The organism is Streptomyces sp. NPDC002867, from assembly GCF_053591895.1.
The window spans coordinates 1-24,321 of sequence record NZ_JBSFUR010000009.1; the positions used below are offsets into that span (position 1 = coordinate 1).

22 protein-coding genes and 1 riboswitch are annotated in these 24,321 nt (G+C 70.6%); of the genes, 16 read left to right on the forward strand and 6 right to left on the reverse strand.

What is annotated here, in order from left to right; translation table 11 throughout:
• Positions 1 to 200: 200 nt before the first annotated feature.
• The 10 genes from ACWD0A_RS11140 to ACWD0A_RS11185 all read left to right on the forward strand — a co-directional run bounded on the left by ACWD0A_RS11140 (position 201) and on the right by ACWD0A_RS11185 (position 10,430).
• The gene (locus ACWD0A_RS11140; protein ID WP_451296815.1) at positions 201 to 809 is read left to right on the forward strand and encodes a CDP-alcohol phosphatidyltransferase family protein; all 609 of its coding nucleotides are present in this window, start codon (positions 201 to 203) and stop codon (positions 807 to 809) included.
• A gap of 110 nt (positions 810 to 919) precedes the next feature.
• Positions 920 to 3,415 (forward strand): sugar phosphate nucleotidyltransferase, encoded by a 2,496-nt coding sequence (locus tag ACWD0A_RS11145; protein WP_451296817.1) that lies wholly within the window; start codon positions 920 to 922, stop codon positions 3,413 to 3,415.
• A 98-nt stretch (positions 3,416 to 3,513) separates the two neighbouring features.
• Positions 3,514 to 4,440, forward strand: a complete 927-nt coding sequence (locus tag ACWD0A_RS11150) for a DUF881 domain-containing protein (RefSeq protein ID WP_451296819.1) — start codon at positions 3,514 to 3,516, stop codon at positions 4,438 to 4,440.
• Positions 4,437 to 4,769: a small basic family protein gene (locus ACWD0A_RS11155; RefSeq protein ID WP_010469069.1), complete on the forward strand. Its 333-nt coding sequence runs from the start codon at positions 4,437 to 4,439 to the stop codon at positions 4,767 to 4,769. Before ACWD0A_RS11150 ends, ACWD0A_RS11155 begins: the two co-directional genes overlap by 4 nt.
• A gap of 5 nt (positions 4,770 to 4,774) precedes the next feature.
• Positions 4,775 to 5,611: a DUF881 domain-containing protein gene (locus ACWD0A_RS11160; RefSeq protein WP_451297186.1), complete on the forward strand. Its 837-nt coding sequence runs from the start codon at positions 4,775 to 4,777 to the stop codon at positions 5,609 to 5,611.
• Between the two features lie 61 nt (positions 5,612 to 5,672).
• Positions 5,673 to 6,635 carry an FHA domain-containing protein gene (locus ACWD0A_RS11165; RefSeq protein WP_451297188.1) on the forward strand — a complete coding sequence of 321 codons (963 nt, stop codon included), beginning with the start codon at positions 5,673 to 5,675 and terminating at the stop codon, positions 6,633 to 6,635.
• 46 nt (positions 6,636 to 6,681) lie between these two features.
• Positions 6,682 to 7,425: a transcriptional regulator FtsR gene (gene ftsR, locus ACWD0A_RS11170; protein WP_451296822.1), complete on the forward strand. Its 744-nt coding sequence runs from the start codon at positions 6,682 to 6,684 to the stop codon at positions 7,423 to 7,425.
• Positions 7,426 to 7,478: 53 nt separating this feature from the next.
• Complete coding sequence (locus tag ACWD0A_RS11175; protein ID WP_177152903.1) at positions 7,479 to 7,952, forward strand: bifunctional nuclease family protein; 474 nt, start codon at positions 7,479 to 7,481, stop codon at positions 7,950 to 7,952.
• A 185-nt stretch (positions 7,953 to 8,137) separates the two neighbouring features.
• On the forward strand, positions 8,138 to 8,734 hold the full coding sequence (locus ACWD0A_RS11180; RefSeq protein WP_451296824.1) for a MerR family transcriptional regulator: 597 nt from the start codon (positions 8,138 to 8,140) through the stop codon (positions 8,732 to 8,734).
• 94 nt (positions 8,735 to 8,828) lie between these two features.
• The gene (locus ACWD0A_RS11185) at positions 8,829 to 10,430 is read left to right on the forward strand and encodes a DNA polymerase IV (RefSeq protein ID WP_451296826.1); all 1,602 of its coding nucleotides are present in this window, start codon (positions 8,829 to 8,831) and stop codon (positions 10,428 to 10,430) included.
• A gap of 228 nt (positions 10,431 to 10,658) precedes the next feature.
• Here ACWD0A_RS11185 and ACWD0A_RS11190 read toward each other — a convergent pair whose 3' ends face one another.
• Positions 10,659 to 11,051, reverse strand: a complete 393-nt coding sequence (locus ACWD0A_RS11190; RefSeq protein WP_451297190.1) for a PRC-barrel domain-containing protein — start codon at positions 11,049 to 11,051, stop codon at positions 10,659 to 10,661.
• A 101-nt stretch (positions 11,052 to 11,152) separates the two neighbouring features.
• A riboswitch (glycine riboswitch) is annotated at positions 11,153 to 11,250 on the forward strand.
• Between the two features lie 181 nt (positions 11,251 to 11,431).
• On the opposite strand from ACWD0A_RS11190, the gene gcvP reads away from it, so the two are divergent.
• Positions 11,432 to 14,317 carry an aminomethyl-transferring glycine dehydrogenase gene (gene gcvP, locus ACWD0A_RS11195; protein ID WP_451296828.1) on the forward strand — a complete coding sequence of 962 codons (2,886 nt, stop codon included), beginning with the start codon at positions 11,432 to 11,434 and terminating at the stop codon, positions 14,315 to 14,317.
• 79 nt (positions 14,318 to 14,396) lie between these two features.
• Here the strand turns inward: gcvP and ACWD0A_RS11200 are convergent, their stop codons facing one another.
• Both ACWD0A_RS11200 and ACWD0A_RS11205 read right to left on the reverse strand, forming a co-directional pair.
• Positions 14,397 to 14,603: a DUF5999 family protein gene (locus ACWD0A_RS11200; RefSeq protein ID WP_305737813.1), complete on the reverse strand. Its 207-nt coding sequence runs from the start codon at positions 14,601 to 14,603 to the stop codon at positions 14,397 to 14,399.
• 303 nt (positions 14,604 to 14,906) lie between these two features.
• Positions 14,907 to 15,497 carry a hypothetical protein gene (locus tag ACWD0A_RS11205; protein ID WP_451296829.1) on the reverse strand — a complete coding sequence of 197 codons (591 nt, stop codon included), beginning with the start codon at positions 15,495 to 15,497 and terminating at the stop codon, positions 14,907 to 14,909.
• Between the two features lie 489 nt (positions 15,498 to 15,986).
• On the opposite strand from ACWD0A_RS11205, the gene ACWD0A_RS11210 reads away from it, so the two are divergent.
• The gene (locus tag ACWD0A_RS11210) at positions 15,987 to 17,498 is read left to right on the forward strand and encodes a glutamate-cysteine ligase family protein (protein ID WP_451296830.1); all 1,512 of its coding nucleotides are present in this window, start codon (positions 15,987 to 15,989) and stop codon (positions 17,496 to 17,498) included.
• Between the two features lie 12 nt (positions 17,499 to 17,510).
• Here the strand turns inward: ACWD0A_RS11210 and ACWD0A_RS11215 are convergent, their stop codons facing one another.
• A complete protein-coding gene (locus ACWD0A_RS11215) occupies positions 17,511 to 19,304 on the reverse strand; it encodes a substrate-binding domain-containing protein (protein ID WP_451296832.1) in 1,794 nt (597 codons plus the stop codon).
• A gap of 182 nt (positions 19,305 to 19,486) precedes the next feature.
• Between ACWD0A_RS11215 and ACWD0A_RS11220 the strand changes: the two genes are divergently transcribed.
• Positions 19,487 to 20,284: a CPBP family intramembrane glutamic endopeptidase gene (locus ACWD0A_RS11220; protein WP_451296834.1), complete on the forward strand. Its 798-nt coding sequence runs from the start codon at positions 19,487 to 19,489 to the stop codon at positions 20,282 to 20,284.
• Between the two features lie 41 nt (positions 20,285 to 20,325).
• Here ACWD0A_RS11220 and ACWD0A_RS11225 read toward each other — a convergent pair whose 3' ends face one another.
• On the reverse strand, positions 20,326 to 21,147 hold the full coding sequence (locus ACWD0A_RS11225) for a PhzF family phenazine biosynthesis protein (RefSeq protein ID WP_451296836.1): 822 nt from the start codon (positions 21,145 to 21,147) through the stop codon (positions 20,326 to 20,328).
• Positions 21,148 to 21,285: 138 nt separating this feature from the next.
• Here ACWD0A_RS11225 and ACWD0A_RS11230 point away from each other — a divergent pair, with 138 nt between their 5' ends.
• A complete protein-coding gene (locus tag ACWD0A_RS11230; protein ID WP_451296838.1) occupies positions 21,286 to 21,894 on the forward strand; it encodes a PadR family transcriptional regulator in 609 nt (202 codons plus the stop codon).
• Between the two features lie 51 nt (positions 21,895 to 21,945).
• Here ACWD0A_RS11230 and ACWD0A_RS11235 read toward each other — a convergent pair whose 3' ends face one another.
• Positions 21,946 to 22,374 carry a type II toxin-antitoxin system Rv0910 family toxin gene (locus ACWD0A_RS11235; RefSeq protein ID WP_451296840.1) on the reverse strand — a complete coding sequence of 143 codons (429 nt, stop codon included), beginning with the start codon at positions 22,372 to 22,374 and terminating at the stop codon, positions 21,946 to 21,948.
• Positions 22,375 to 22,618: 244 nt separating this feature from the next.
• Here ACWD0A_RS11235 and ACWD0A_RS11240 point away from each other — a divergent pair, with 244 nt between their 5' ends.
• Positions 22,619 to 23,161 (forward strand): peptidase, encoded by a 543-nt coding sequence (locus ACWD0A_RS11240; RefSeq protein ID WP_451296842.1) that lies wholly within the window; start codon positions 22,619 to 22,621, stop codon positions 23,159 to 23,161.
• A gap of 31 nt (positions 23,162 to 23,192) precedes the next feature.
• The gene (locus tag ACWD0A_RS11245; protein ID WP_451296844.1) at positions 23,193 to 24,191 is read left to right on the forward strand and encodes an EamA family transporter; all 999 of its coding nucleotides are present in this window, start codon (positions 23,193 to 23,195) and stop codon (positions 24,189 to 24,191) included.
• Positions 24,192 to 24,321 lie beyond the last annotated feature (130 nt).

Below are 24,321 nucleotides of genomic sequence, written 5' to 3' on the forward strand. Positions count from 1 at the left end.
TGGTACTGCAGGGGGGACCCTGTGGGAGAGTAGGACGCCGCCGAACAATCATTGTGGGAAAGCCCCGGAACACTGTTCCGGGGCTTTCCTGCGTTTCAGGGTCTCAGGAAGACGAGGTCCGACCCCTGTGCTCGGTGCCCGAGCGACTGCCGGTAAGGTCAGGGGGCATCGTTGGTACGTTTCCCACAGGAGGCCCCCGGGTGGAGGTCCAGGAGACCCGCGTCCAGACGGAGCGGGTGCTCACCATCCCCAACATCCTCAGCATGGCGCGGCTGGTCGGGGTGCCGCTCTTCCTGTGGCTGATTCTTCGCCCCGAGTTCGGTGGGCCCAAGAGCGACGGCTGGGCATTGCTCGTGCTGATGCTGAGCGGAGTGAGCGACTATCTCGACGGGAAGCTCGCCCGCCGGTGGAACCAGATCAGCAGCCTGGGCCGCATCCTCGACCCCGCCGCCGACCGGCTCTACATCCTCTCCACTCTCGTGGGACTGACCTGGCGCGAGATTCTCCCGATCTGGTTGACCGCTGCACTTCTCGCTCGGGAACTGATGCTGCTGGTGATGGTCTACATCCTCCGGAGGCACGGTTATCCGCCGCCGCAGGTGAACTTCCTGGGCAAGGCGGCCACCTTCAACCTCATGTATGCCTTCCCCTTGCTGCTCCTGAGTGACGGAACGGGGTGGCTTGCGTCACTGGCCGCGATTTTCGGATGGGCGTTCGCCGGATGGGGTACAACTCTCTATTGGTGGGCAGGGATCCTCTATGTGGTTCAGGTCCGCCGACTCGTCAAGGCGGACGCAGAGGCCGATTGACCCCGAAGACACGGTGACCGGCAGTGTCGCCGGCCGTGGATGCCCCAGAGGGTTTGTTGCGCGGGTGAAGTCGGCTGGACCGTCATCTCTTCAAGGAGGACGCTTCCGACATGAAGGCCGTCGTGATGGCTGGTGGCGAAGGAACGCGACTTCGCCCCATGACCTCGAGCATGCCCAAACCGCTCCTGCCGGTGGCGAACCGGCCGATCATGGAGCATGTACTGCGGCTGCTCAAGCGGCACGGGCTCACCGAGACCGTCGTTACCGTTCAGTTTCTCGCCTCACTCGTCAGGAACTACTTCGGTGACGGCGAAGAGCTCGGGATGGAGCTCACCTATGCCAACGAGGAGAAGCCACTCGGCACCGCGGGGAGTGTCAAGAATGCCGAGGAAGCGCTGAAGGACGACGCGTTCCTCGTCATTTCCGGTGACGCCCTCACCGATTTCGACCTCACCGACCTGATCTCCTTCCACAAGGAGAAGGGCGCCCTTGTCACCGTCTGTCTGACACGGGTGCCCAACCCTCTGGAATTCGGCATCACCATCGTCGACGAGGAGGGAAAGGTCGAGCGGTTCCTCGAGAAGCCGACCTGGGGGCAGGTCTTCTCGGACACCGTGAACACGGGCATTTACGTCATGGAGCCCGAGGTCTTCGACTACGTCGAGGCCGACGTGCCCGTCGACTGGTCGGGGGACGTGTTCCCGCAGCTCATGAAGGAAGGCAAGCCGATCTACGGCTATGTCGCCGAGGGCTACTGGGAGGACGTCGGCACGCACGAGAGCTATGTGAAGGCGCAGGCCGACGTCCTGGAGCGGAAGGTCGACGTCGAGCTCGACGGGTTCGAGATCTCTCCCGGCGTGTGGGTCGCCGAAGGGGCCGAGGTGCATCCCGACGCGGTGCTGCGGGGGCCTCTGTACATCGGGGACTACGCCAAGGTCGAAGCAGGCGCCGAGATCCGCGAGCACACGGTGGTGGGCTCCAACGTCGTCGTGAAGTCCGGGGCGTTCCTCCACAAGGCCGTGGTCCACGACAACGTCTACATCGGGCAGCAGGCCAACCTGCGAGGCTGCGTCATCGGCAAGAACACCGACATCATGCGTGCCGCGCGCATCGAGGACGGTGCGGTGATCGGTGACGAATGCCTGGTGGGTGAGGAATCGATTGTTCAGGGCAATGTGCGGGTCTATCCGTTCAAGACCATCGAGGCCGGCGCGTTCGTCAACACCTCGGTCATCTGGGAGTCCCGTGGGCAGGCGCATCTGTTCGGCGCCAGGGGTGTCACCGGCATCCTGAACGTGGAGATCACGCCCGAGCTCGCCGTGCGCCTCGCCGGGGCGTACGCGACGACGCTCAAGAAGGGCGCCACCGTCACCACGGCCCGTGACCACTCCCGTGGTGCACGTGCCCTGAAGCGGGCGGTCATCTCCGCGCTCCAGGCCAGTGCCATCGACGTCCGGGACCTGGAGAACGTGCCGTTGCCCGTGGCGCGGCAGCAGACGGCCAGGGGCAGCGCGGGCGGCATCATGATCCGTACGTCCCCGGGCGTGCCGGACTCCGTCGACATCATGTTCTTCGACGAACGCGGTGCCGACCTGTCCCAGGGCGGCCAGCGGAAGCTGGACCGGGTGTACGCGCGCCAGGAGTACCGTCGTGCGTTCCCCGGCGAGATCGGTGACCTGCACTTCCCGTCGAGCGTGTTCGACTCGTACACGGGCTCCCTGCTGCGCAACGTGGACACGTCGGGGATCGCCGAGTCCGGGCTCAAGGTCGTCATCGACGCGTCCAACGGCAGCGCCGGCCTCGTTCTGCCGAGCCTCCTCGGTCGCCTCGGTGTCGACGCGCTGACGATCAACCCGGGTCTGGACGAGTCCCGGCCGACCGAGTCCGCGGACACGCGCAGGTCGGGGCTCGTGCGGCTCGGTGAGATCGTCGCCTCCGCGAGGGCCGCGTTCGGTGTCCGCTTCGACCCCGTCGGTGAGCGGCTGTCCCTGGTCGACGAGCGCGGGCGGATCGTCGAGGACGACCGGGCGCTGCTGGTCCTGCTGGACCTCGTGGCCGCCGAGCGGCGCAGCGGCCGGGTCGCCCTGCCGGTGACCACCACGAGGATCGCCGAGCAGGTCGCCGCGTACCACGGGACCCAGGTGGAGTGGACGACGACGTCGCCGGACGACCTGACCCGTGTGGGCCGGGAGGAGACCACGATCTTCGGCGGTGACGGCCGCGGCGGCTTCATCGTGCCGGAGTTCAGCAGTGTCTTCGACGGCACGGCTGCGTTCGTGCGGCTCGTGGGGCTGGTGGCCCGTACGCAGCTCACGCTGAGCCAGATCGACGCCCGGATTCCGCGGGCGCACGTGCTCAAGCGGGACCTGGCCACGCCCTGGGCCGTCAAGGGTCTGGTGATGCGCCGGGTCGTCGAGGCCGCGGGCGATCGACATGTCGACACCACGGACGGGGTGCGCGTCGTGGAGGCCGACGGACGCTGGGTGATGGTCCTGCCCGACCCGGCCGAGGCGGTCACCCATCTGTGGGCGGAGGGACCCGACGACGCCTCGGCGCAGGCCCTGCTCGACGAATGGGCGTCGGTCGTGGACAGCGCGGGTCGGTGAGGCGCCTGCCGGTGTGCTGCCCGCCTTTCCGGGGCGGTGTCCGGCACACCGGTGGGGCCATTCGGCGGTAGCGGCTGCGACATGCGACGATGTGCGGCATGTCGCAGCAGCCCCCCGTTCGGAGCACAGGTTCTCCGCCCGCGCGTCCCGATGCGTCGATGTCGCTGCTGACGAACGTGATGGAGCACAGTCTCGACGACGGGTACGCGGAAGCGGCCGCGCGCCGGGCCGAGCGCGGGGGACTGCCCCGGACGCTGCGCGCCAAGCTCGGGCTCGCCGCCGGCCTGGTGCTGGCGGCCGTCATCGTCACCGTGGGTGCCGCCGAGGCGCGGGTATCGGCACCGGTGCTGGCGAAGGAGCGCGAGGAGCTGATCGACCGCGTCCAGGCGCAGACCGAGTCCGTGGACGAGCTGGAGGAGAGCGTCGACGCGCTCCGCGACGACGTCCAGGAGCGCCAGCGCAGGGCCCTCAACACCCAGGGCGGCGACCAGGGCGCGCTCGTGGGTCTGCTGGCCGGCGCCACGGAGGTGTCCGGGCCGGGCGTGAAACTCGTCGTGGACGACGCCAAGGGCACCGACCAGGGTGGTGACGGGCCGCGTGAGAGCAGCGGGTTCTCCGACACGGGCCGGGTCCGCGATCGTGACATGCAGCGCGTCGTCAACGGGCTGTGGGAGTCGGGAGCCGAGGCCGTCGCCATCAACGGGCAGCGACTGACGGCCCTGTCGGCGATCCGCGCCGCGGGCGACGCCATACTGGTCGACAACAGGCCGCTGGTACCGCCGTACACGGTGCTCGCGGTGGGGGACGGGAACAAGCTGAGCACCGCGTTCCAGGACAGCGCCGACGGGCAGTATCTGCACGCGTTGAAGGAGAACTTCGGTATCCGCTCCAGCATTTCCGACGAGCAGACGGTGCGGTTGCCCGCGGCCCCCAGCTTGATCGTACGTACAGCAGAGCCGATGACCGCCGACGCCGACCGGGGCAGCGGGCCGGGGACGGCAGACACAGGGAAGGGCACATCGTGATCGCCGTACTGGGCCTCGTCGTCGGAGTCGTGGTCGGACTGTTGATCCGGCCCGAGGTGCCGGCGGTGGTCGAGCCTTACCTTCCGATTGCGGTCGTCGCCGCCCTGGACGCGGTGTTCGGCGGTCTGCGGGCCATGCTCGACGGGATCTTCGTCGACAAGGTCTTCGTCGTCTCCTTCCTGTCGAACGTGGTCGTGGCCGCGCTGATCGTCTTTCTCGGCGACAAGCTCGGCGTCGGAGCGCAGTTGTCGACCGGCGTGGTCGTCGTCCTCGGTATCCGGATCTTCTCCAACGCCGCCGCGATCCGCCGGCATGTCTTCCGGGCGTGACGAACATGAACAGCGAAGAGAAACCCCACCGCAGCTCGCCGGAGCCCAGGCGCGAGCCGCTGCCGCCGCTCGCCCCGCCGCCGGCGCAGCAGCCCGATCCCCCCGCGGACGAGAGCCCCTCGCAGACAGGACGGCAGCGGCTTCGTGCCGCCGTGTGGCCGCCTCGGGTGACGCGCGCCCAACTCATCGTCGCGGTGTTGTTGTTCGTACTCGGTCTGGGCCTGGCCATCCAGGTGCGTTCGAACAGCGACGAGAGCGCGTTGCGCGGAGCGCGCCAAGAGGACCTGGTGCGCATCCTCGACGAGCTCGACAACCGGTCGCAGCGCCTGGCGGACGAGAAGCAGCGCCTGGAGGACCAGCGCACCGAGCTGGAGAACAGTTCCGACCAGGCCGAGGAGGCGCGCAAGCAGACGCTCCAGAAGGAGCAGCAGCTCGGGATCCTCGCCGGCACGGTGGCCGCGCAGGGTCCCGGCATCACGCTGACCATCGGGGACCCGTCGGGCACGGTGGAGCCCGACATGCTCCTCGACGCGATCCAGGAGCTGCGGGCCGCCGGCGCGGAGGCGATCCAGGTCAACGGGGTCCGGGTCGTCGCGGACACGTTCTTCTCCGGTACGGCGGGCGACATAGAGGTCGACGGGAAGCGCGTCAACGCGCCGTACACCTTCAAGGTCATCGGCAAGCCGCAGGACCTGGAGCCCGCGCTGAACATCCCCGGTGGTGTGGTGCAGACACTGGAGAAGGAGCAGGCCACGGCGACCGTGGAGCGTTCAGAGAAGATCATTGTCGACGCCTTGCGACCGGCGGAGCGGCCTGACTACGCTCGGTCGTCCTCCCAGTGAAACGGGGAAGCATGGAGTCTGCCGGGCCAGGGCGGAAAATGGCAGGGGGGCGACGCGCCGGATCAGTGGCGCGTGGTGGAAACTGTCCGGTGGTTACGGACGTTGTGAAGATGTCCGGGTCGGCAGGTGTGTTCGTTCAGGATTCGTCCTGCCCCACGGGCGGGTCTATTTCGGTCAAGGGGAAACGCCCGTGAAGTTGTTTGGGAAGTTGTTCGGCAAGAGCGCACGCGAGGACGGCAACGCCCGCCATCGCGCGCCGCGCCACGGCCAGAGCGAGGAGCAAGGCGCCGAGCGGCCGCTGTTCCGCGACGAGGTCGCCGGTGGTGACAATTCGGGCGGACAGGGCGCGTCGTCTGTTGACCCTGCCGGTGCCGGGCGCATAGGTTTCGGGGAACCATCAACCTCAAGTGCGGGTGGAGGGTTTGCCCCCGATCCGTATGCGACCAATCCCCACGCGGGACAACCGCGGCAGGAGGATCCCTCCATGGCGGGTCTGCCGGTTTGTACGAGGTGCGGCCACCGGAACACCGAGGCCGGTCGGTTCTGCTCCAACTGCGGTGCGCCGCTTCGCGGTGGTGCTCCGGCCGAGCGCGCCTCCGAGACGACGTCGACCATCTCGATCTCCGGGATCGAGGCGTACGACTCCGAGGTCACCGGGCAGACCGCCCTGCCCTCGCTGTCGCCCGAGGCTCAGGCGGCGGTCGACGCCCTGCCGCTCGGCTCCGCCCTCCTGGTGGTGCGCCGCGGCCCGAACTCGGGCAGCCGCTTCCTGCTGGACGGTGACCTGACGACCGCGGGCCGTCACCCGCAGAGCGACATCTTCCTCGACGACGTGACGGTCTCGCGCCGCCATGTGGAGTTCCGCCGAGGCCCGGACGGCAGCTTCAGCGTCTCCGACGTCGGCAGCCTCAACGGCACGTACGTGAACCGCGAGCGGATCGACTCGGTGGTCCTGGCGAACGGTGACGAGGTCCAGATCGGCAAGTACCGGCTGGTGTTCTACGCGAACCAGCGGGGCGTGTGACCGTTTCCCCAGACTCCGTCCGGGGGGACTCCCACAGGGAAGGTACATGCTGCGTACACCGACGGGCGGTGCCGGACACGGCACCGCCGCCCCGGGCGACCGGCTGATGAGCATCGGCGCGGTGCTGGCACGGCTGCGCGACGAGTTCCCCGAGGTGACGATCTCCAAGATCCGTTTCCTGGAGGCCGAGGGGCTCGTCGAGCCGCGCCGGTCCCCGTCGGGGTACCGCAAGTTCAGTGCCCAGGACGTCGAGCGCCTGGCCCTCGTCCTGCGCATGCAGCGCGACCACTACCTTCCCCTCAAGGTCATCCGTGAGCAGCTGGACGCCCTCGAGCGCGGCGAGCAGATCCAGCTGCCCGTCCAAGGGGCCCAGCGCGAGCTGTTCGAGGGCGGTGACGGGGGCGAGAGCGACCGCCGTACCGCCCGGCGGCTCGGCCGGGCCGAGCTCCTGGCAGCCGCCGAGGTGGGCGAGGAGGACCTGGCCGAGTGGGAGTCGTACGGGCTGCTCACGGCCGACGCGAGCGGCGGTTACGACGCCGAGTCGGTGACGGTGGCCCGGCTCGTCTGCGAGCTCGGCAGATTCGGACTCGAGCCGCGGCATCTGCGGGCGATGAAGGCGTCCGCCGACCGGGACGCCGGGCTGGTCGAGCAGATCGTGGCGCCGCTGCGCAGACACCGTAATCCGCAGACCAGAGCGCATGCGGAGGCCACCACGAGAGAGCTGGCCGCGCTGTCCGTGAGACTGCACGCGGCCCTGGTCGAAAGCGCCCTCGGAGTGCGGCTGCACTGATCTTGGCCCAGCCCGACTACCCAAACCTCGTCCGCACGTCCTAGGGTTGCTGTGTGAACGAGCTCGACGTTGTGGGTGTCCGGGTCGAAATGCCCTCGAACCAACCGATCGTGCTCCTGCGTGAAGTGGGAGGCGATCGGTACCTCCCCATTTGGATCGGACCGGGGGAGGCGACCGCGATCGCCTTCGCGCAGCAGGGGATGGCCCCCGCCAGACCCTTGACGCACGACCTGTTCAAGGACGTCCTCGACGCGGTGGGCCAGGAGCTCACCGAGGTCCGCATCACCGACCTGCGCGAGGGCGTGTTCTACGCGGAGCTGGTCTTCGCCAGCGGTGTCGAGGTGAGCGCCAGGCCGTCCGACGCCATAGCGCTCGCCCTGCGCACAGGGACCCCCATCTACGGCAGTGACGGTGTGCTCGACGACGCAGGGATCGCCATCCCGGACGAGCAGGAGGACGAGGTGGAGAAGTTCCGCGAGTTCCTCGACCAGATCTCGCCGGAGGACTTCGGTTCCAGCAGTCAGTGAGGCCGTCGCGGGCGGTGAGCGCCCGGCCGTGCGGCATCGGCGCATTCGAGCAGCCTTTCCCCGGATCGGGGCACGAGAAACCACTCTCAGGGTGATTATCACTCGGCGTGCCGAGTGTGGCGATCGTTGACGCACCCCTGGTGACTCCCTACCTTCGAGGTGGCAGGTCAAGGACGGAGGTCGGCGTGAGAAGCAGCGGCGACAGTACGGCTGGGGGCGGCCCCGGAATCAGTCCGGTGGAAGGCGGGCCGTATCCGCTGCACGACAGCGCGGCCGACCCCTCAACGGACACCATCGGATACCGCGGACCGACCGCGTGCGCGGCGGCGGGGATCACCTACCGGCAGCTCGACTACTGGGCGCGTACGGGCCTGGTGGAGCCGAGCGTGCGGCCGGCGTACGGATCGGGCACGCAACGGCTCTACAGCTTCCGGGACGTGGTCGTCCTCAAGATCGTCAAGAGGTTCCTGGACACCGGCGTCGCGTTGCAGAACATCCGCGCCGCCGTCCAGCATCTGCGTGCCCGGGGCTTTCGCGACCTCGAGCGGATGACGCTGATGAGCGACGGGGCGACGGTGTACGAGTGCTCGTCGCCCGACGAGGTCGTCGACCTGCTCCAGGGCGGTCAGGGCGTCTTCGGGATCGCGGTGGGCGTCGTGTGGCGCGACGTCGAGGCGGCCCTGTCGCAGCTGCACGGAGAACGCGTCGACACGGGCGAGACCCTGATCGGCAACAACCCCGCCGACGAGCTGGCGAGGCGCAGGCGCGACCGCGCGGGGTGATCCGGGTGCCGCGCCCCAGCGGCACCAGGCGGCCGGGCGTCGCCGCGCTGTGCGCGCGGCGACGTTGTCAGTGGTGTAGGGCAGCATCGATGGTGTGAGATCCGCGCCGACGATCCTGCATCTGGACATGGATGCCTTCTACGCCGCTGCCGAGCAGGCGGCGAAGCCTTCGTTGCGCGGAAAGGCCGTGGTGGTCGGGGGGCTCGGGCCCCGCGGAGTGGTCGCCACCGCGTCGTACGAGGCGAGGCGTTTCGGCGTGCACTCGGCGATGCCGATGGCGCAGGCCAGACGCCTCGCGCCGAACGCGGCGTACCTGGTGCCGCGGTTCTCGCTCTACCGCTCGGTCAGCGAGCAGGTCATGGAGCTGCTGGGGCGGCTGTCGCCGCTCGTGGAGCCGCTCAGCCTGGACGAGGCCTTCGTCGACCTGGAGGCGGGCGGTGCCGCCGACGACTCGGCGTCGGCCCGTGCGACGGGAGAGCGGCTGCGGGCCGACATCCGGGCGATGACGGGGCTGACCGGGTCCGTCGGCCTGGCCGGCTCCAAGATGCTGGCGAAGATCGCCTCCGAGCAGGCGAAGCCGGACGGTCTCGTCCTGATAGAGCCCGGCACCGAAAGAGAGCTCCTAGGGCCCCTGTCCGTGCGGACACTGCCCGGCGTGGGCCCCGCGACGGGCGAGCATCTCCGACGCGCGGGGATGACCACGGTCGCCGACCTCGCGGAGGCAGGCGAGGACGAGCTCGTACGCCTGCTGGGCAGGGCCCACGGCACCGCGCTGTTCCGGATGGCGCTCGGGCACGACGACCGGCCGGTGGTCGCCGAGCGGGACGCGAAGTCGGTGTCGGTGGAGGACACCTTCGACGTGGACCTGCACGACCGGGTGCGGGTGCGGATCGAGGTGGAGCGCCTCGCCGAGCGCTGCGTGCAGCGGCTGCGGGCGGGAGGGCACTCCGGCCGGACGATCGTCCTCAAGGTCCGGCGCTACGACTTCTCGACGCTCACGCGCTCGGAGACGCTCAGGGGGCCGACCGACGACCCGGCCGTGGTGCGGGAGGCGGCAGGCCGGCTGCTGGAGTCCGTTGACACGACGGGCGGTGTACGGCTGCTCGGGGTCGGGGTCACGGGGCTCGCCGACTACACGCAGGAGGATCTCTTCGCGCAGGCCGCGGCCGAGGAGGCCGCGGCCTCGGCCGCGTCGTCGGTCGAGGCCGGTGAGCCGCCGGAGGGGGCCGAGCGCGATGAGGCGCCGGTGGAGCCCGGGCCGGCCGGGCCGATCGCGCGGCACTGGTCCGCGGGGCAGGACGTCCGGCATGCCGTGTACGGGGCGGGCTGGGTGCAGGGGAGCGGCGTGGGGCGCGTGACCGTGCGCTTCGAGGAGCCGGGGTCGGCGCCGGGCCGGGTGCGCACGTTCCGGGTGGACGACGAGGACCTCCAGCCGTCGGACCCGCTGCCGCTGGTGCCGGCGGCCTCTCCGCGGACCGATGCGTCCGGGGAGGAGGCGGTCGCCTCGGGCGGGCCGGCGGCGGGGGCCGATGGGCCCGGCAGAGACGCGGCCGCTTCGGGTGGGGCGGCCACAGGGCCCCCTCACGCGATCGCTCGGCCGGGGCCTGAGGCGCCGGGTGCCCCTCTGCCGGGGGCGGGGGAGGGGAGCGCGTCCGTACCGGGCGGCGACGAGCACCCGGTGGCGCCGAGCGCCTGACGGCCGAGGGAGGCCACAGACCGCAGGGGGCTCGTCGGGAGCGGACGGGTGCTCACCGGGCAGGGCGGTCGGGGCGCCCGCGTCGGAATGCCACGGCTCGCGGGCCCAGCCGGGGCTGAGGGGGAGAGGGACCGGCGTCAGTGCTTCTCACGGGGCCAGGGAGGCATGGCGTCCGATGCGGGAAATAGGGCCCCCGACCGAGGGCTGAGGTGGGAGGGAGGGACGGCGTCAGTCCTCCTGGCCCGTGACCTGGCCGAAGGAGCGGTCGCCGGCGGACGGGGCAGGCGTTGGGGGAACCGAGAGGTCGAGGCCGTAGTGGTGATAGAGCTGAAGCTCCTGCTCGGGGGAGAGATGGCGGCCGACACCGAAGTCTGGCGCGTCCTTGATCAGGGCGCGCTCGTAGGGGACGTGGAGTGCGTTGTCGAGGACTTCGCTCGGCTCCAGGGGCACGAAGGCGTCCCGGCTGAACAGTCCCGTACGTACGGCGGCCCACTCGGGCTCGCCCGTGGCGTCGTCCAGGTAGACCTCGTCGACAGTGCCGATCTTGTGGCCGTCGCGGTCGAACGCCTTGCGGCCTATCAGGCTGCGCGGATCGATATCGGTCTGCACGGTCCCTCCAATGGGTCGCACCTGTTCTCAGTCACTACAAAAGGGCACATCCCGGGTGACGGCCACTTGAAGGTTTTTCATAGGAACGCGCTGGTACCCTGGCAATCGGCTGTTGACCCTGTGCGGGAGAGTCCACCGGTGATCCCACCGGCGGCGCCGAAGGAGCAAATCCTCCCCGGAATCTCTCAGGCCCCTGTACCGCACGGACGAGGTCACTCTGGAAAGCAGGGCGGGCGTCGGACGGCATCCGCTCTCACCGACGGTGAAAGCCGGCGCGTCGCTCCATGGCGCCCGGTGAAGCTCTCAGGTTCGAGATGACAGAGGGGGAGGCCGTCCGGGCATCCGCGCCGCGATGCCCCTCGCAGGTCGCATAAGACCAGGAGGCCTCCCACATGACCGCCAACCGCATTCCGCTCTCCCAGCTGGAGCGAGGCACACCCTTCGAGCAGCGGCACATCGGCCCCGACGCCGCTGCCCAGGCGAAGATGCTCGCGCAGGTGGGGTACGGATCGCTCGACGAGCTGACCGCCGCCGCGGTGCCGGATGTGATCAAGAGCGCCGAGGCGCTGAACCTCCCCGACGCCCGCACCGAGGCCGACGTCCTCGCCGAGCTGCGTTCGCTCGCGGACCGCAACCAGGTGCTCGCGCCCATGATCGGCCTCGGCTACTACGGCACCTTCACGCCGCCGGTCATCCTGCGCAACGTCATGGAGAACCCGGCCTGGTACACCGCGTACACGCCGTACCAGCCGGAGATCTCCCAGGGACGGCTCGAGGCCCTCCTGAACTTCCAGACCGTCGTCGCCGACCTCACCGGCCTGCCCACCTCCGGCGCCTCCCTGCTGGACGAGGGCACCGCGGCCGCCGAGGCCATGTCGCTCGCCCGCCGGGTCGGCAAGGTCAAGGACGGCGTCTTCCTCATCGACGCCGACGCCCTGCCGCAGACCATCGCCGTGATCGAGACCCGCGCCGAGCCCACCGGCGTCGAGGTCGTCACCGCCGACCTCAGCGAGGGCATCCCCGCCGAGATCGCCGAGCGCGGCGTCTTCGGCGTGCTGCTCCAGTACCCGGGCGCCTCCGGCGCCGTACGGGACCTGAAGCCGGTCATCGAGCAGGCGCACGAGCTCGGCGCGATCGTCACCGTCGCCGCCGACCTGCTGGCCCTCACCCTGCTGACCTCGCCCGGCGAGCTCGGCGCGGACATCGCCGTCGGCACGACCCAGCGCTTCGGCGTCCCCATGGGCTTCGGCGGCCCGCACGCGGGCTACATGGCGGTGCGCGACAAGTTCGCCCGCAGCCTGCCCGGGCGCCTCGTCGGCGTCTCCGTGGACGCGGACGGCAACAAGGCCTACCGGCTCGCGCTCCAGACACGTGAGCAGCACATCCGCCGCGAGAAGGCCACCAGCAACATCTGCACCGCGCAGGTGCTGCTCGCCGTGATGGCGGGCATGTACGCCGTCTACCACGGCCCCGACGGTCTGCGCGGCATCGCGGAGCGCACCCACCGCTACGCCACCGTCCTCGCCGACGGGCTGCGGGCCGGCGGCGTCGAGGTCGTGCACGGCGCCTTCTTCGACACGCTCACGCTGCGCGTGCCGGGTAAGGCCGCCGACGTCGTTGCCGCCGCGCGTGAGGGCGGGGTCAACCTGCACCTCGTGGACGCCGACCACGTCTCCGTCGCCTGTGACGAGACCACCGGCCGCGACCAGCTGACGGCCGTGTGGTCCGCCTTCGGGGTCCAGTGCGACGTCGAGGCGCTGGACGCGGCGAGCGCCGACGGCCTGCCGGCCGCGCTGCTGCGCTCCGACGAGTACCTCACCCACCCGGTCTTCCACCAGCACCGCTCCGAGACCGCGATGCTGCGCTACCTGCGCAGGCTCGCCGACCGGGACTACGCACTGGACCGCGGCATGATCCCGCTCGGCTCCTGCACGATGAAGCTGAACGCGACGACGGAGATGGAGCCGGTCACCTGGCCGGAGTTCGGCCAGATCCACCCCTTCGCGCCCGTCGAGCAGGCCGAGGGCTACCTGACGCTCATCCACGAGCTGGAGGACCGTCTCGCCGAGGTCACCGGCTACGACAAGGTCTCGATCCAGCCCAACGCCGGGTCCCAGGGCGAGCTGGCCGGTCTGCTCGCCGTGCGCGCGTACCACCGCGCCAACGGCGACGAGCAGCGCACCGTGTGCCTGATCCCGTCCTCCGCGCACGGCACCAACGCCGCCAGCGCCGTGATGGCCGGCATGAAGGTCGTCGTCGTGAAGACCGCCGACGACGGCGAGGTGGACGTCGAGGACCTGCGCGCCAAGATCGAGCAGTACGGCGACGAGCTCGCCGTACTGATGATCACCTACCCCTCGACGCACGGCGTGTTCGAGGAGCACGTGGCCGACATCTGCGCCCAGGTGCACGACGCGGGCGGCCAGGTCTACGTGGACGGCGCCAACCTCAACGCACTGGTCGGTCTCGCCAAGCCGGGCAAGTTCGGCGGCGACGTCTCGCACCTGAACCTGCACAAGACCTTCTGCATCCCGCACGGCGGCGGCGGTCCCGGCGTCGGCCCGGTCGGCGTGCGCGCACACCTCGCGCCCTACCTGCCGAACCACCCGCTGCAGCCGACCGCGGGCCCCGAGACGGGCGTCGGCCCGATCTCGGCCGCACCGTGGGGCTCGGCGGGCATCCTTCCGATCTCCTGGGCGTACGCCCGTCTCATGGGCGGCGAGGGTCTCAAGCGGGCCACGCAGGTGGCCGTTCTCGCGGCGAACTACATCGCCAAGCGCCTGGAGCCGCACTACCCGGTGCTGTACACCGGCCCGGCGGGTCTGGTCGCCCACGAGTGCATCGTCGATCTGCGGCCGCTGTCGAAGGCGACCGGTGTCAGCGTCGACGACATCGCCAAGCGCCTGATCGACTACGGCTTCCACGCGCCGACCATGTCGTTCCCGGTGGGCGGCACGCTGATGATCGAGCCGACGGAGAGCGAGGACCTGACCGAACTCGACCGCTTCTGCGACACGATGATCGCGATCCGTGCCGAGATCGAGAAGGTGGCGTCGGGCGCATGGCCCGCGGACGACAACCCGCTGCGCAACGCCCCGCACACCGCGGCCGCCCTCGGCGGTGAGTGGAACCACGCCTACAGCCGTGACGAGGCCGTCTTCCCGGCGGGTGTGAGCGCTGCGGACAAGTACTGGCCGCCGGTCCGCCGTATCGACGGCGCCTTCGGCGACCGCAACCTGGTCTGCTCCTGCCCGCCGCTGGACGAGTACGACAACTGACGCCCCGCGCGCGGCGCGCATGGATCGGGGCCGGTACGGAGAACTCTCCGGCCGGCCCCTGGTCGTCTCGGCGACCGCTCTACGCGGCCGTCATCACCTGGCCGGTCTCACGCGGCCGGTGCGGAGCGATGATCTGCCCGTCGGGCAGCAGTTCACCGGTGTCCTCGAAGAGGAGCACACCGTTGCACAGGAGGCTCCAGCCCTGCTCCGGGTGGTGTGCCACCAGGCGCGCCGCCTCCCGGTCGGCTGAGTCGGGCGTAGGGCAGGCTGGCTGGTGCTGGCACATGGATGGGTTCTTTCCCTGCGATGTGGTGAGTGTCCTGCGGCTCGATGAGCTGTTCATGGCCGCCCCCCGTCTGTGTCGGTCCGGTCCCAGTGTTCCCCCACGGGCGTCGATCCGCAGGGATTTCACAGCAGCTCTTCCTACTGATTCATGACGCATCACCCGTGCGAGCGGTTCAGCGCAACCGGCCTGTCCTTTCGGGTGGTTCGAAGTGACCCGGCAGGGCTAGTCCGGCCGGGCCATGCGCTGGTCAGCAGTACGCCCCGCGACCGGCCGGTCGCGGGGCGTACTGGAGGTGTGGTGAGGTCAGGCGGCCGGTGAGTCGAGCAGGGGCTGCGGTGTCAGCCGCAGGGTCAGCACGGGCAGCAGATCGGCGACCTGGTGCGGCCGGTGAGCCGCGATGCCGGGCGGGGCCGGTGCCAGCGGCACCAGAACGTCGGTCGGCTGAAGAGTGCCGGCGGACGCGTCGGCCTCGATGTCGCGGTGCAGCCAGAGCGTGAGCATGTACAGCTCCGGTACGGACAGCAGGCGCGGCTGGAAAGGTGCTCCCATCGCCTCTGCCTGGCGCAGCGCACGTTCCGTGGAACCGAGATAGGGCCCTTCGAAGAAGTGGGAGAAGGCCCAGCCGTCCGGCGTCAGTCTCGTGTCCGCCGCGGCCACCGCACGATCGCCGTTGCGGATGAGGAAGCGCCAGCCGGCGAGCCGGGTGTACGGGGCACCGGCGGTCGGGACCACACGGTCCAGGACATGGACCGGAAGGGGCAGTTCGGGGCTCAGAGGTCCCTGGACGGACCTGAGAGCGGGTGTCGGAGCCTCACGGACGGCCGTGGGGGAACCGAGTGCTGCGAGAACGCTGCGCAGGGCGGGCACGGGGGCCGGGGAAACATGCAGCGGCATGATGGGTCGCCTCTCACTCAAGAGACACGGTGATGCGGGGAGATGCAGACGGCACTGTCGGCGTACGGGCCGCGCGGGGCCGGAAAGACCACCTGGCGCCGAATCCCGGCCCATCCGCAGAGTTTATACGACCCGTGTTCAGTGATTGTTTCCGCTAGCCTTCCCGGTGATTTTCCGCAAGGCGAATACCGGACCCGCCGAGCCTGGGTTTCCGGCGTGTTCTCCGGGGGGCGAGGACGTGGCCTGCGGTTTCTTCCGCGGAGTGGTAGGCCGAATCCGTACGGTGTTTTCGCCCCGGCCGGATCCGGAAAGTGACCGTCGCATCACACCGTGGGAAGTGCCCGGCGAATGTGCCCCGTGCGCACTGACTCCAGACTATCGGGAGCGGACCTGCCGCGCGGGCGTTACGGATCAAAGAGTCTGGGCATTATCGTCCGTGACGCGAGCGGCCCACGCTGCGTGGCTGCCCACTCGAGGAGGGACCCTTCGATGGGGGAGAAGATCGTGGCAGGCGGGTTCGACCTGTCCGATCGTCAACGGTACCGGCGCAAGCTCCAGCAGTGCCTGGCGGGACTGGGGCGGCTGCTGGCGGAGAAGAGGTTCGACCGGCCCAGGAACCTCATGGGGCTGGAGATAGAGTTGAATCTCGCGGATGCGGACGGGACGCCGAGGATGATGAATGCGGAAGTACTCTCCCGCATCTCGAGTCCTGATTTCCAGACCGAACTGGGAATGTTCAACCTGGAAGTAAACATCGTTCCGCACCGGCTGGGCGGGCACGTTTTCGATCAGTTGGCAGAGGAGTTGCGGACCGGTCTGGGATATGCCGACCGCAGGGCCGCCGAAGTGGGCTCCGGGCTCGTGATGATCGGAATTCTGCCCACCTTGCGGCAGCACGACCTCGTCTCCGCCAATCTCTCCGACGTCGACCGCTACATGCTGCTCAACGATCAGATCGTGGCCGCGCGCGGCGAGGAGTTCACCCTCGACATCGAGGGCGTCGAGAGGCTGACCTGCACCTCGTCGTCGATAGCCCCGGAATCGGCCTGCACGTCGGTCCAACTGCACCTGCAGGTGACACCCGCCCGGTTCGCCGACGTGTGGAACGCGGCGCAGGCGGTGGGGGCCGTCCAGGTCGCCGTCGGCGCCAACTCGCCCTTCCTGTTCGGCAGGGAACTGTGGCGCGAGTCGCGGCCGCCGCTGTTCCAGCAGGCCACCGACACCCGCCCGCCCGAGCTCCAGGCGCAGGGAGTGCGGCCGCGTACCTGGTTCGGTGAGCGCTGGGTGAACTCCGCGTACGACCTCTTCGAGGAGAACCTGCGCTACTTCCCCGCGTTGCTGCCGATCTGCGACGAGGAGGACCCCCTGCGGGTGCTCGACGACGGCGGGGTCCCCCGGCTCCAGGAGCTCGTCCTGCACAACGGCACCGTGTACCGGTGGAACAGGCCGGTGTACGCCGTCGTCGACGGCGTGCCGCACCTGCGGGTGGAGAACCGCGTCCTGCCCGCCGGCCCCACGGTCGCCGACGTCGTCGCGAACGCGGCCTTCTACTACGGACTGGTGCGGGCACTGGCCGAGGAGACGCGGCCGGTGTGGACCCGGCTGCCCTTCGCTGCCGCCCACGAGAACTTCGAGGCCGCCTGCCGTCACGGCATCGACGCCGAACTGCTGTGGCCGCGCCCCGGGCGCGGCGGCGGCGTCACCCGCGTGCCCGTCGCCAAGCTCGTGCGCGACGAACTGCTCCCGCTCGCCGCGGCCGGCCTCGACGCGTGGAACATCGAGCCCGCCGACCGCGACCGGTACCTCGGCATCATCGAGGAGCGGTGCAGGCGGCGCACGAACGGCGCCTCCTGGCAGGCGGACACCTTCCACCGGGCACTGGAGGCCGGTCTCGAACGGGACGCGGCGCTCGTGGCGACCACCCGGCGTTACGGCGAGCTGATGCGCGAAGGGGAGCCGGTGCACACCTGGCCCGTGGGATTCCCCGGCGCGGCGTCGTGAGCCGGCCGAGCGTCAGCCGGCCGCGCGGCCCTTCTGCCCCACCGCCATGATCGCCTTGAGGATCACCGACGTGATCTCCGCGGGGTCGCTGACCTCGTAGCCCGCGCCGCCCGTCGCCCTGGCGATCTCGTCCACCTCCTGCAGGTCCGCCTCCGGACCGATGGCGACGGCGATCACGGGGACCGGGGTGTGGGGATTGCTCAGCTGGTTCAGCTCGGAGATCAGATTGCTGCGCGTGATGCTGAACCGGTCCTGGTTCGAGCCGTCGGTGAGCACCACCATCGCGTTCAACTTGTCCTTCACATACGTGTCCTGGGCCTTCTTGTAGACCGCGAGCGTGGTGTCGTACAGGCCGGTCGCGCCGTTGGGGACGGCGGCGAGGCCCTCGAAGGCCTTGGAGAGGCGGGCGCGCTGGGTGCCGGGCCTGCCCGCCGGACCGAGCGGGTCCGTGGGCACGACCTCGCGGTAGTCGTTCGAGCCGTCGAGCCCCGTCGCGAACTCCCACAGTCCGATCTCGTCCTCCGGCGTGAACTGGTCCAGCGTCTTCTGCAGTGCCTCCCTGGTGACGTCGAGCCGGGTCCGGGCGCCCCGCCCCGGCACCGGTGTCTGCATCGACCCCGAGACGTCGACGACCGTCGTGAGCCGGGCGCTCTGCACGGTGATGGTCCACATGCCGAGCGTCTGCTGGATCGCGTCCGCCGGGAGCGCATCGGCCGCCGCGCCCTCGGCCGCGAACGGCTGCGGAGCCCGGCCGCCCGCCGCGCGGACCAGCCGAGCGTCCACGGGCTTGTCCGGCACCCGGAACCCCTGCCGTGCGAGCGCCGTGCGCGAGCGCGGCTCGTCCAGCAGCGCCATGAAGCGGGTGGCCGCCCGGCTCTCGTCGGTGGACAGGTCGGTCTCGTCGACGAGCTCGTACGGGTAGTCCAGCATCGGGGTGCCGTCCTCGGGATAGAACAGCCGCAGGTCGGGGACGCCTTCGCCGGCCGACGCGTTGTACGCGAAAGCGGCCTGCTCCGTCAGGAACACGGCCTGGTTGCGGGCCGGGTCACCGGCGGCCTCGCCCGCGTCCGCGCGTGCCAGGGTGCTCGCGGCCTCCGTGTCCGTGTCCGACAGCCGCTGGGAGAGCAGCTTGGCCGTCGCCGCCACGCCGGTGTCCGCGTCCGGGTCCGTCCGCTGTGCGGAGCGGGAGACGCTCGTGAGCGCGAGCAGCCCGGTGGCGCTGCGGGCCGGATCGGCCGAGCCGAGGCGCACGTCGTCCGTCGCGGTGGCGGCGGCGGTGAGCTCCGCCCAGGTGTACGTCCTGCGGGGCCAGCCCAGCTGTGCGCCGGCCGACGGCACGGTGGCCAGGGTCACGGGCGTGCGGGCGACGTTGCCGGCGGGCGTGAGCGGCACGCCGTCGCCCGTGCTGCGGACGCGTTCGGCCCAGACCCCGGAATCCGGCAGCCAGACCTCGTAGTCGGGGCTGTTCGACCCCGTCGCGAGCAGGTCCGCCACCTCGTGGTTCTCGCGGGAGACGACGTGCACGTCCATGCACTGGCCGTCGGACCTGACGCCCTCCTCACGGGCCCGTTCGGCGATCTCCTCGACGGCGGGGGCGATGTCGGGGGACGCGGCCAGATCGATCCTGACGGCGGAGTCCCGGCAGGAACCCGCGAAGGAGAGCAGCCCGCTCTGCACGGCCGCCCCCGCCCCGGCCGCGACGCCGAGCACGAGAGCGGTGGCGATGACGGTCGTGCGACGGCGCACGCGGGGACGGGACCTGCCTCCCTCCGTCACCTCGGCGTCGGGCAAGCTGTGACGTCCCATGCGGTGGTGCCCCTCCTTGTGCGGTGTGCAAAGGAAAAAGGGGACCGCGTCATCGTGATGACGTGTGTCCCCCGGCCTGTCGCGTGACCTTCGTACCTGCATTCGAGACCCTAGCGGGACGAGGATGAGGACGAGACGGGATTGGCGAACTGGAGGCAGTTGTGCAGGCGGAGCCGGAAGGCATGGCCGGATCTCTTCCCCGGGAGGGCGCGTCGCAGAAGACCTTGCGGTCCGAGACGGTGCTCGTCCTCGCGCTGTCGCTGGGCGCGAGCGCGGTCTCGTCCCTGATCAGCTTTGTCGGGTCGCTGACGAAGCCAGGGGGGCTCAAGGACCAGGCCGCGATGCTGAACTCGTCGGCGGCCCCGGGGCGGCCGTGGCTCGATCTCGCCTGGCAGCTCTTCGGGATCACCACCGCTCTGGTGCCCGTGCTGCTCGTCGCGCACTTCCTGGTCCGCGAACGCGCCGGGCTCGGGGCGATCGGCTTCGACCGGAGCCGCCCGTGGTCGGACCTGGGCAGGGGCGCACTCGTGGCGGCGGGCATCGGAAGCGCCGGGCTGGCCTTCTACCTCATCGCGCGCGCCGCCGGCTTCAATCTCACCGTCGTGCCGGAATCCCTGCCGGACGTGTGGTGGAAGTACCCGGTGCTGATCCTCTCGGCGATCCAGAACTCCGTGCTGGAGGAAGTGATCGTCGTGGGCTATCTGCTGCGCAGACTGGGGCAGTTGGGGTGGTCGCCGACGGCCGCGCTGGCCGCGAGTTCGCTGCTGCGCGGCTCCTACCACCTCTACCAGGGGATCGGCGGGTTCGTCGGCAACATGGTGATGGGCGTGGTCTTCGTGCTCCTCTACCGCCGCTGGGGCCGGGTCGGCCCCTTGGTGGCGGCCCACGCGCTGCTCGACATCGTGGCCTTCGTCGGCTACGGGCTGCTGGCCGGTCATGTGTGCTGGCTGCCCACGCCGACAGGCCGCGAGAGCTGCTGACCCCGGGGCGTACGGCACCGGCCGTACGCCCCCGCGCCATGTCAGGGCGCCGTCAGCAGCTCCCCGTCGATGACGGTCACGGCGCGGCCGGTGAGCAGTGTGCGCCCGCCGCGCAGCGCCGTGCGGACCAGGCCGGAGCGGGCGGACGCCTGGAGTCCGGTCAGCTCGTCGCGGCCCTGGCGTGCGGACCAGAACGGTGCGAGCGCGGTGTGCGCGCTGCCTGTGACCGGGTCCTCGTCGATGCCGAGGCGGGGAAAGAAGCCGCGTGACACGAAGTCGTACCCCGCCGACGGGTCGGCGGCCGCCGCGGTCACGATGACGCCCCGCTCGGAGTGCGTCACCAGGGCCGCGAAGTCCGGGGTCAGGGAGCGGACCGTCGCCTCGTCGGTCAACTCCACCAGCAGGTCGCCGACGTGCTCGCCGGTGTCGTGGGCGGAGAGGACCTCGGCGCCGAGTGCCTTGGTGATGCCGTCGGGAACGGGGACGGGGGTGAGCGGCGCGGTGGGGAAGTCGAGCGTGATGGCCGCGTCGTCGTGGGCGGTCGCGGTCAGGACGCCGCACCGTGCGCCGAAGCGCACGGTGCCGCTCGCCGCGCCGGTGCTGCGCAGGACGTGGGCGGTGGCGAGGGTGGCGTGCCCGCACATGTCGACCTCGGCGACCGGCGTGAACCAGCGCAGCGCCCAGTCCGCCTCGCCCCCGCCGGGCAGCGGGTGGGCGAAGGCGGTCTCGGAGAGATTCACCTCCTTGGCCACGTCCTGGAGCCATGCGTCGTCGGGGAACGTGCCGGAGTCGAGCAGCAGGACTCCGGCGGGGTTGCCGGCGAAGGGGCGGTCGGTGAAGGCGTCGACGATTCGAATCCGCATGCCGTGACCGTAGAGCCCGCGTAAAGGCGCAGGCCAAGGCCAATCCGGGAGAGCTGGCCCTGCCGGGTATTGTCATGCGACAGATTCCGATATATCGTTGACGCATCGCGACAGGTCAACGATGGAAGGAGCGTAGCGATGCGTTCACATGGACACGGTCAGGAAGGCGAACACGGCCGAGGTCGTGGGCACTGCGGGCCCGGCCATCAGGGTCAGGGTGAACGGGAGGGCCGGCGCGCGGCGTTCGGGCCCTGGGGGCCTCCGTTCGGCGGACCCTTCGGCCGCGGGCGCGGCGGCGGCCGGGGGAGGGCGCGGCGCGGTGATGTGCGCGCCTCGATCCTGGCCCTGCTCAAGGACCGGCCGATGCACGGCTACGAGATGATCCAGGAGATCGGCGGGCGCAGCGGCGGGGCCTGGAAGCCCAGCCCCGGCTCGGTCTACCCGACGCTCCAACTGCTCGAGGACGAGGGGCTGATCGTCTCCGAGAGCGAGGGCGGCAAGAAACTGTTCACGCTCACGGACTCCGGTCGCGCCGAGGCCGAGACAGGGCCCGAGGCCCCGTGGGAGGAGGCCGGGCGCGGCGTCGACTGGGACACGGTCAACGAGGTCCGCCAGGCCGGCTTCGGGCTGATGGAGGCATTCGGCCAGGTCTGGAAGACGGGCAGCACCGAGCAGCGGCAGAAGGCCGTGGCGGTCATCAACGAGGCCCGCAAGAAGCTCTACCTGATCCTCGCCGACGAGCACTGAACCGCCCGCCGGCGCCGAGGGGTCCCGCACCGCGGGGCCCCTCGCCCGTGCTCAGGTGACCAGTCCGCCCAGCTTGCGCAGCGACTCGTTGAGCGCCGCCGTGGCCGAGTCCTTGAGCTTGCCGGCCATGAGGGAGACCGCCGCGCCCGTGAACTCGCCGTCGATGCGCACCGTCGTCGCCGAGCCGTCCGGGACGAGTTCGTAGCGGGTGCCGACGTCGACGGACATCGGCCCCTTGCCCCTGATGGCGAGCACCCGTTCCGTCTCCAACTCCTCGACGGTCCAGGTGACCTCGGCGGGGAAGCCCATCAGCTTCATGTTCTCCGCGAACGTGGCCCCCCTTTCCAGCGGCTCGGGGCCGCCCCTCGGGAAGCTGGTGTGCGTGGCGTTCCAGCGGCCGTACGAGGTGAAGTCCGTCAGCTGGGCCCAGACCTTCGCCGCCGGCGCCTCGATGCGTGCCTCCGCGCTGACCTCGGCCATGCGGCCACCCCTTCCAGTCGGGTTACGGTGCCGCGGAACGTAGCTCCAGGCGCGCGAACATTCAATACTGACGGCTCGTCAGATGCAGCGGCCGGGACAAGGCGGCGCGCCGCCCGGAGGGGGAGTTGTCGTGATCTCATCCGTGAGGAGGAGAAACCGGCCAGGTGCGCCCGACCTGCGTGGGACGCGGAAATGCTCCCCCGCGGGGACGCTGCGGCCGTCGGCCCCTGATGAGGTGGGACCTGTGCAGAACCCCATGCCACCGGTGCCCCGGCAGCCCGCCCCCGTCCATGCCGGGATCGAGGCCTCGCTCACCGTCGAACTGGCCTCCGTGGTCGCGGGCGCCCGCCGGAGGGCGCTGCGCGACGGTGACCGGCAGATCGACACGGCCCATCTGCTGCACTCGCTGCTGGAGTCGGACGCCGAGGTGCGGGTGGCGGTCGGCGACGGGGCGCAGGTCGCCCGCGTCCTGGGCTACCTCGTGCAGCGCAGCATCGGCTACGGACTGCGCTGGCAGGGGTCGGTCGAGGGCTCCGGGGTGCTCCCGCTGGTGCGGGCGGCGGCCGCCGTGCCCGGCTGGTCTCCGTCGGCCGTCGCCGCCATGACGGGCGCTCTGGCACGGGCGCAGATGCGCGGCGATCTGCGGGCCCGGGGCATCGACGTGCTCGCCCGCGTCGTCACCGATGCCGAGTGCCGTGCCGTCGACGTCCTGTGCCGTGCGGGTGTCGACACGGCGCAGGTCGGCGAGCGGATCGCGGCAGCGTCTCGACATGCGTCACGGGGGTGACGGTACTGACGCGCGCTGACATGATGGCCCGATGCGCACGTCTTCGGGAAGAAGCGCCGGCCTGGGCATCGCCCTCGGGTCGGCCTTCGCGTTCGGTGGGTCAGGGGTCGCGGCCAAGCCGCTGATCGAGGCGGGGCTCGACCCGCTCCATGTGGTGTGGCTGCGGGTGGCGGGCTCCGCCCTCGTCATGCTGCCGCTGGCCTGGCGTCATCGCGCCCTCGTCCTGCGCAGGCCCGCGCTGCTCGCCGGCTTCGGCCTGCTGGCCGTCGCGGGCGTGCAGGCCTGTTACTTCGCGGCGATCTCCCGCATCCCCGTCGGTGTCGCGCTCCTCATCGAGTACCTGGCGCCGGCCCTCGTGCTCGGCTGGGTCCGCTTCGTGCAGCGGCGTCCGGTGACCCGCGCCGCGGTCGTGGGCGTCGTCCTCGCGGCCACGGGACTCGCCTGCGTCGTCGAGGTGTGGGCCGGGCTGAGCTTCGACGTCCTCGGCCTGCTGCTCGCGCTCGGCGCCGCGTGCTGCCAGGTCGGCTACTTCGTCCTGTCGGACCAGGGCGGCGACAGCGACGACGCACCCGACCCGCTCGGCGTCATCGCGTACGGCCTCCTCATCGGCGCGGCCGTCCTCACTCTCGTGGCCAGGCCCTGGGGCATGGACTGGTCACTGCTGGCGGGCAGCGCCGGTATGAGCGGCACCCAGGTGCCCGCGGCGCTGCTGCTCGGCTGGATCGTACTGATCGCGACCGTGCTCGCGTACGTCACCGGCGTCGTCTCGGTGCGCATGCTCTCCCCGCAGGTGGCCGGTGTCGTGGCCTGCCTCGAGGCGGTCATCGCGACCGTGCTCGCCTGGGTGCTGCTCGGTGAGCACCTGTCCGCACCGCAGATCGCCGGCGGCGCCGTGGTGCTGATCGGCGCGTTCATCGCCCAGTCGCAGGCGCCCAAGGCGCCGTCGGGACCGGTCGCCGAGGGCGGACGGGAATCCGTCCGCGGCGCCGGGGCCGTCGGGGAGTTGTCCGCCGGACACCCCGGACCGTAATGTGGCGATCATGCATTCGACCGTACTTCCGCCGCCTGCCGCTTAGCGCGGGCGGCCGTTTCCTGACGAGGACCGGGCTCGGGGTGTTCCCGAGCGGTTCGCCGCTGCCCGCGTGACGGAGCCGAGCGAC

Coding starts and splice junctions, on each gene's coding strand:
- ACWD0A_RS11145 (WP_451296817.1), top strand. CDS start 920: ATGAAGGCCGTCGTGATGGCTGGTGGCGAAGGAACGCGACTTCGCCCC.
- ACWD0A_RS11150 (WP_451296819.1), top strand. CDS start 3,514: ATGTCGCAGCAGCCCCCCGTTCGGAGCACAGGTTCTCCGCCCGCGCGT.
- ACWD0A_RS11160 (WP_451297186.1), top strand. CDS start 4,775: ATGAACAGCGAAGAGAAACCCCACCGCAGCTCGCCGGAGCCCAGGCGC.
- ftsR (WP_451296822.1), top strand. CDS start 6,682: ATGCTGCGTACACCGACGGGCGGTGCCGGACACGGCACCGCCGCCCCG.
- gcvP (WP_451296828.1), top strand. CDS start 11,432: ATGACCGCCAACCGCATTCCGCTCTCCCAGCTGGAGCGAGGCACACCC.
- ACWD0A_RS11200 (WP_305737813.1), bottom strand. CDS start 14,603: ATGTGCCAGCACCAGCCAGCCTGCCCTACGCCCGACTCAGCCGACCGG.
- ACWD0A_RS11205 (WP_451296829.1), bottom strand. CDS start 15,497: ATGCCGCTGCATGTTTCCCCGGCCCCCGTGCCCGCCCTGCGCAGCGTT.
- ACWD0A_RS11210 (WP_451296830.1), top strand. CDS start 15,987: ATGGGGGAGAAGATCGTGGCAGGCGGGTTCGACCTGTCCGATCGTCAA.
- ACWD0A_RS11215 (WP_451296832.1), bottom strand. CDS start 19,304: ATGGGACGTCACAGCTTGCCCGACGCCGAGGTGACGGAGGGAGGCAGG.
- ACWD0A_RS11220 (WP_451296834.1), top strand. CDS start 19,487: ATGGCCGGATCTCTTCCCCGGGAGGGCGCGTCGCAGAAGACCTTGCGG.
- ACWD0A_RS11225 (WP_451296836.1), bottom strand. CDS start 21,147: ATGCGGATTCGAATCGTCGACGCCTTCACCGACCGCCCCTTCGCCGGC.
- ACWD0A_RS11230 (WP_451296838.1), top strand. CDS start 21,286: ATGCGTTCACATGGACACGGTCAGGAAGGCGAACACGGCCGAGGTCGT.
- ACWD0A_RS11235 (WP_451296840.1), bottom strand. CDS start 22,374: ATGGCCGAGGTCAGCGCGGAGGCACGCATCGAGGCGCCGGCGGCGAAG.
- ACWD0A_RS11245 (WP_451296844.1), top strand. CDS start 23,193: ATGCGCACGTCTTCGGGAAGAAGCGCCGGCCTGGGCATCGCCCTCGGG.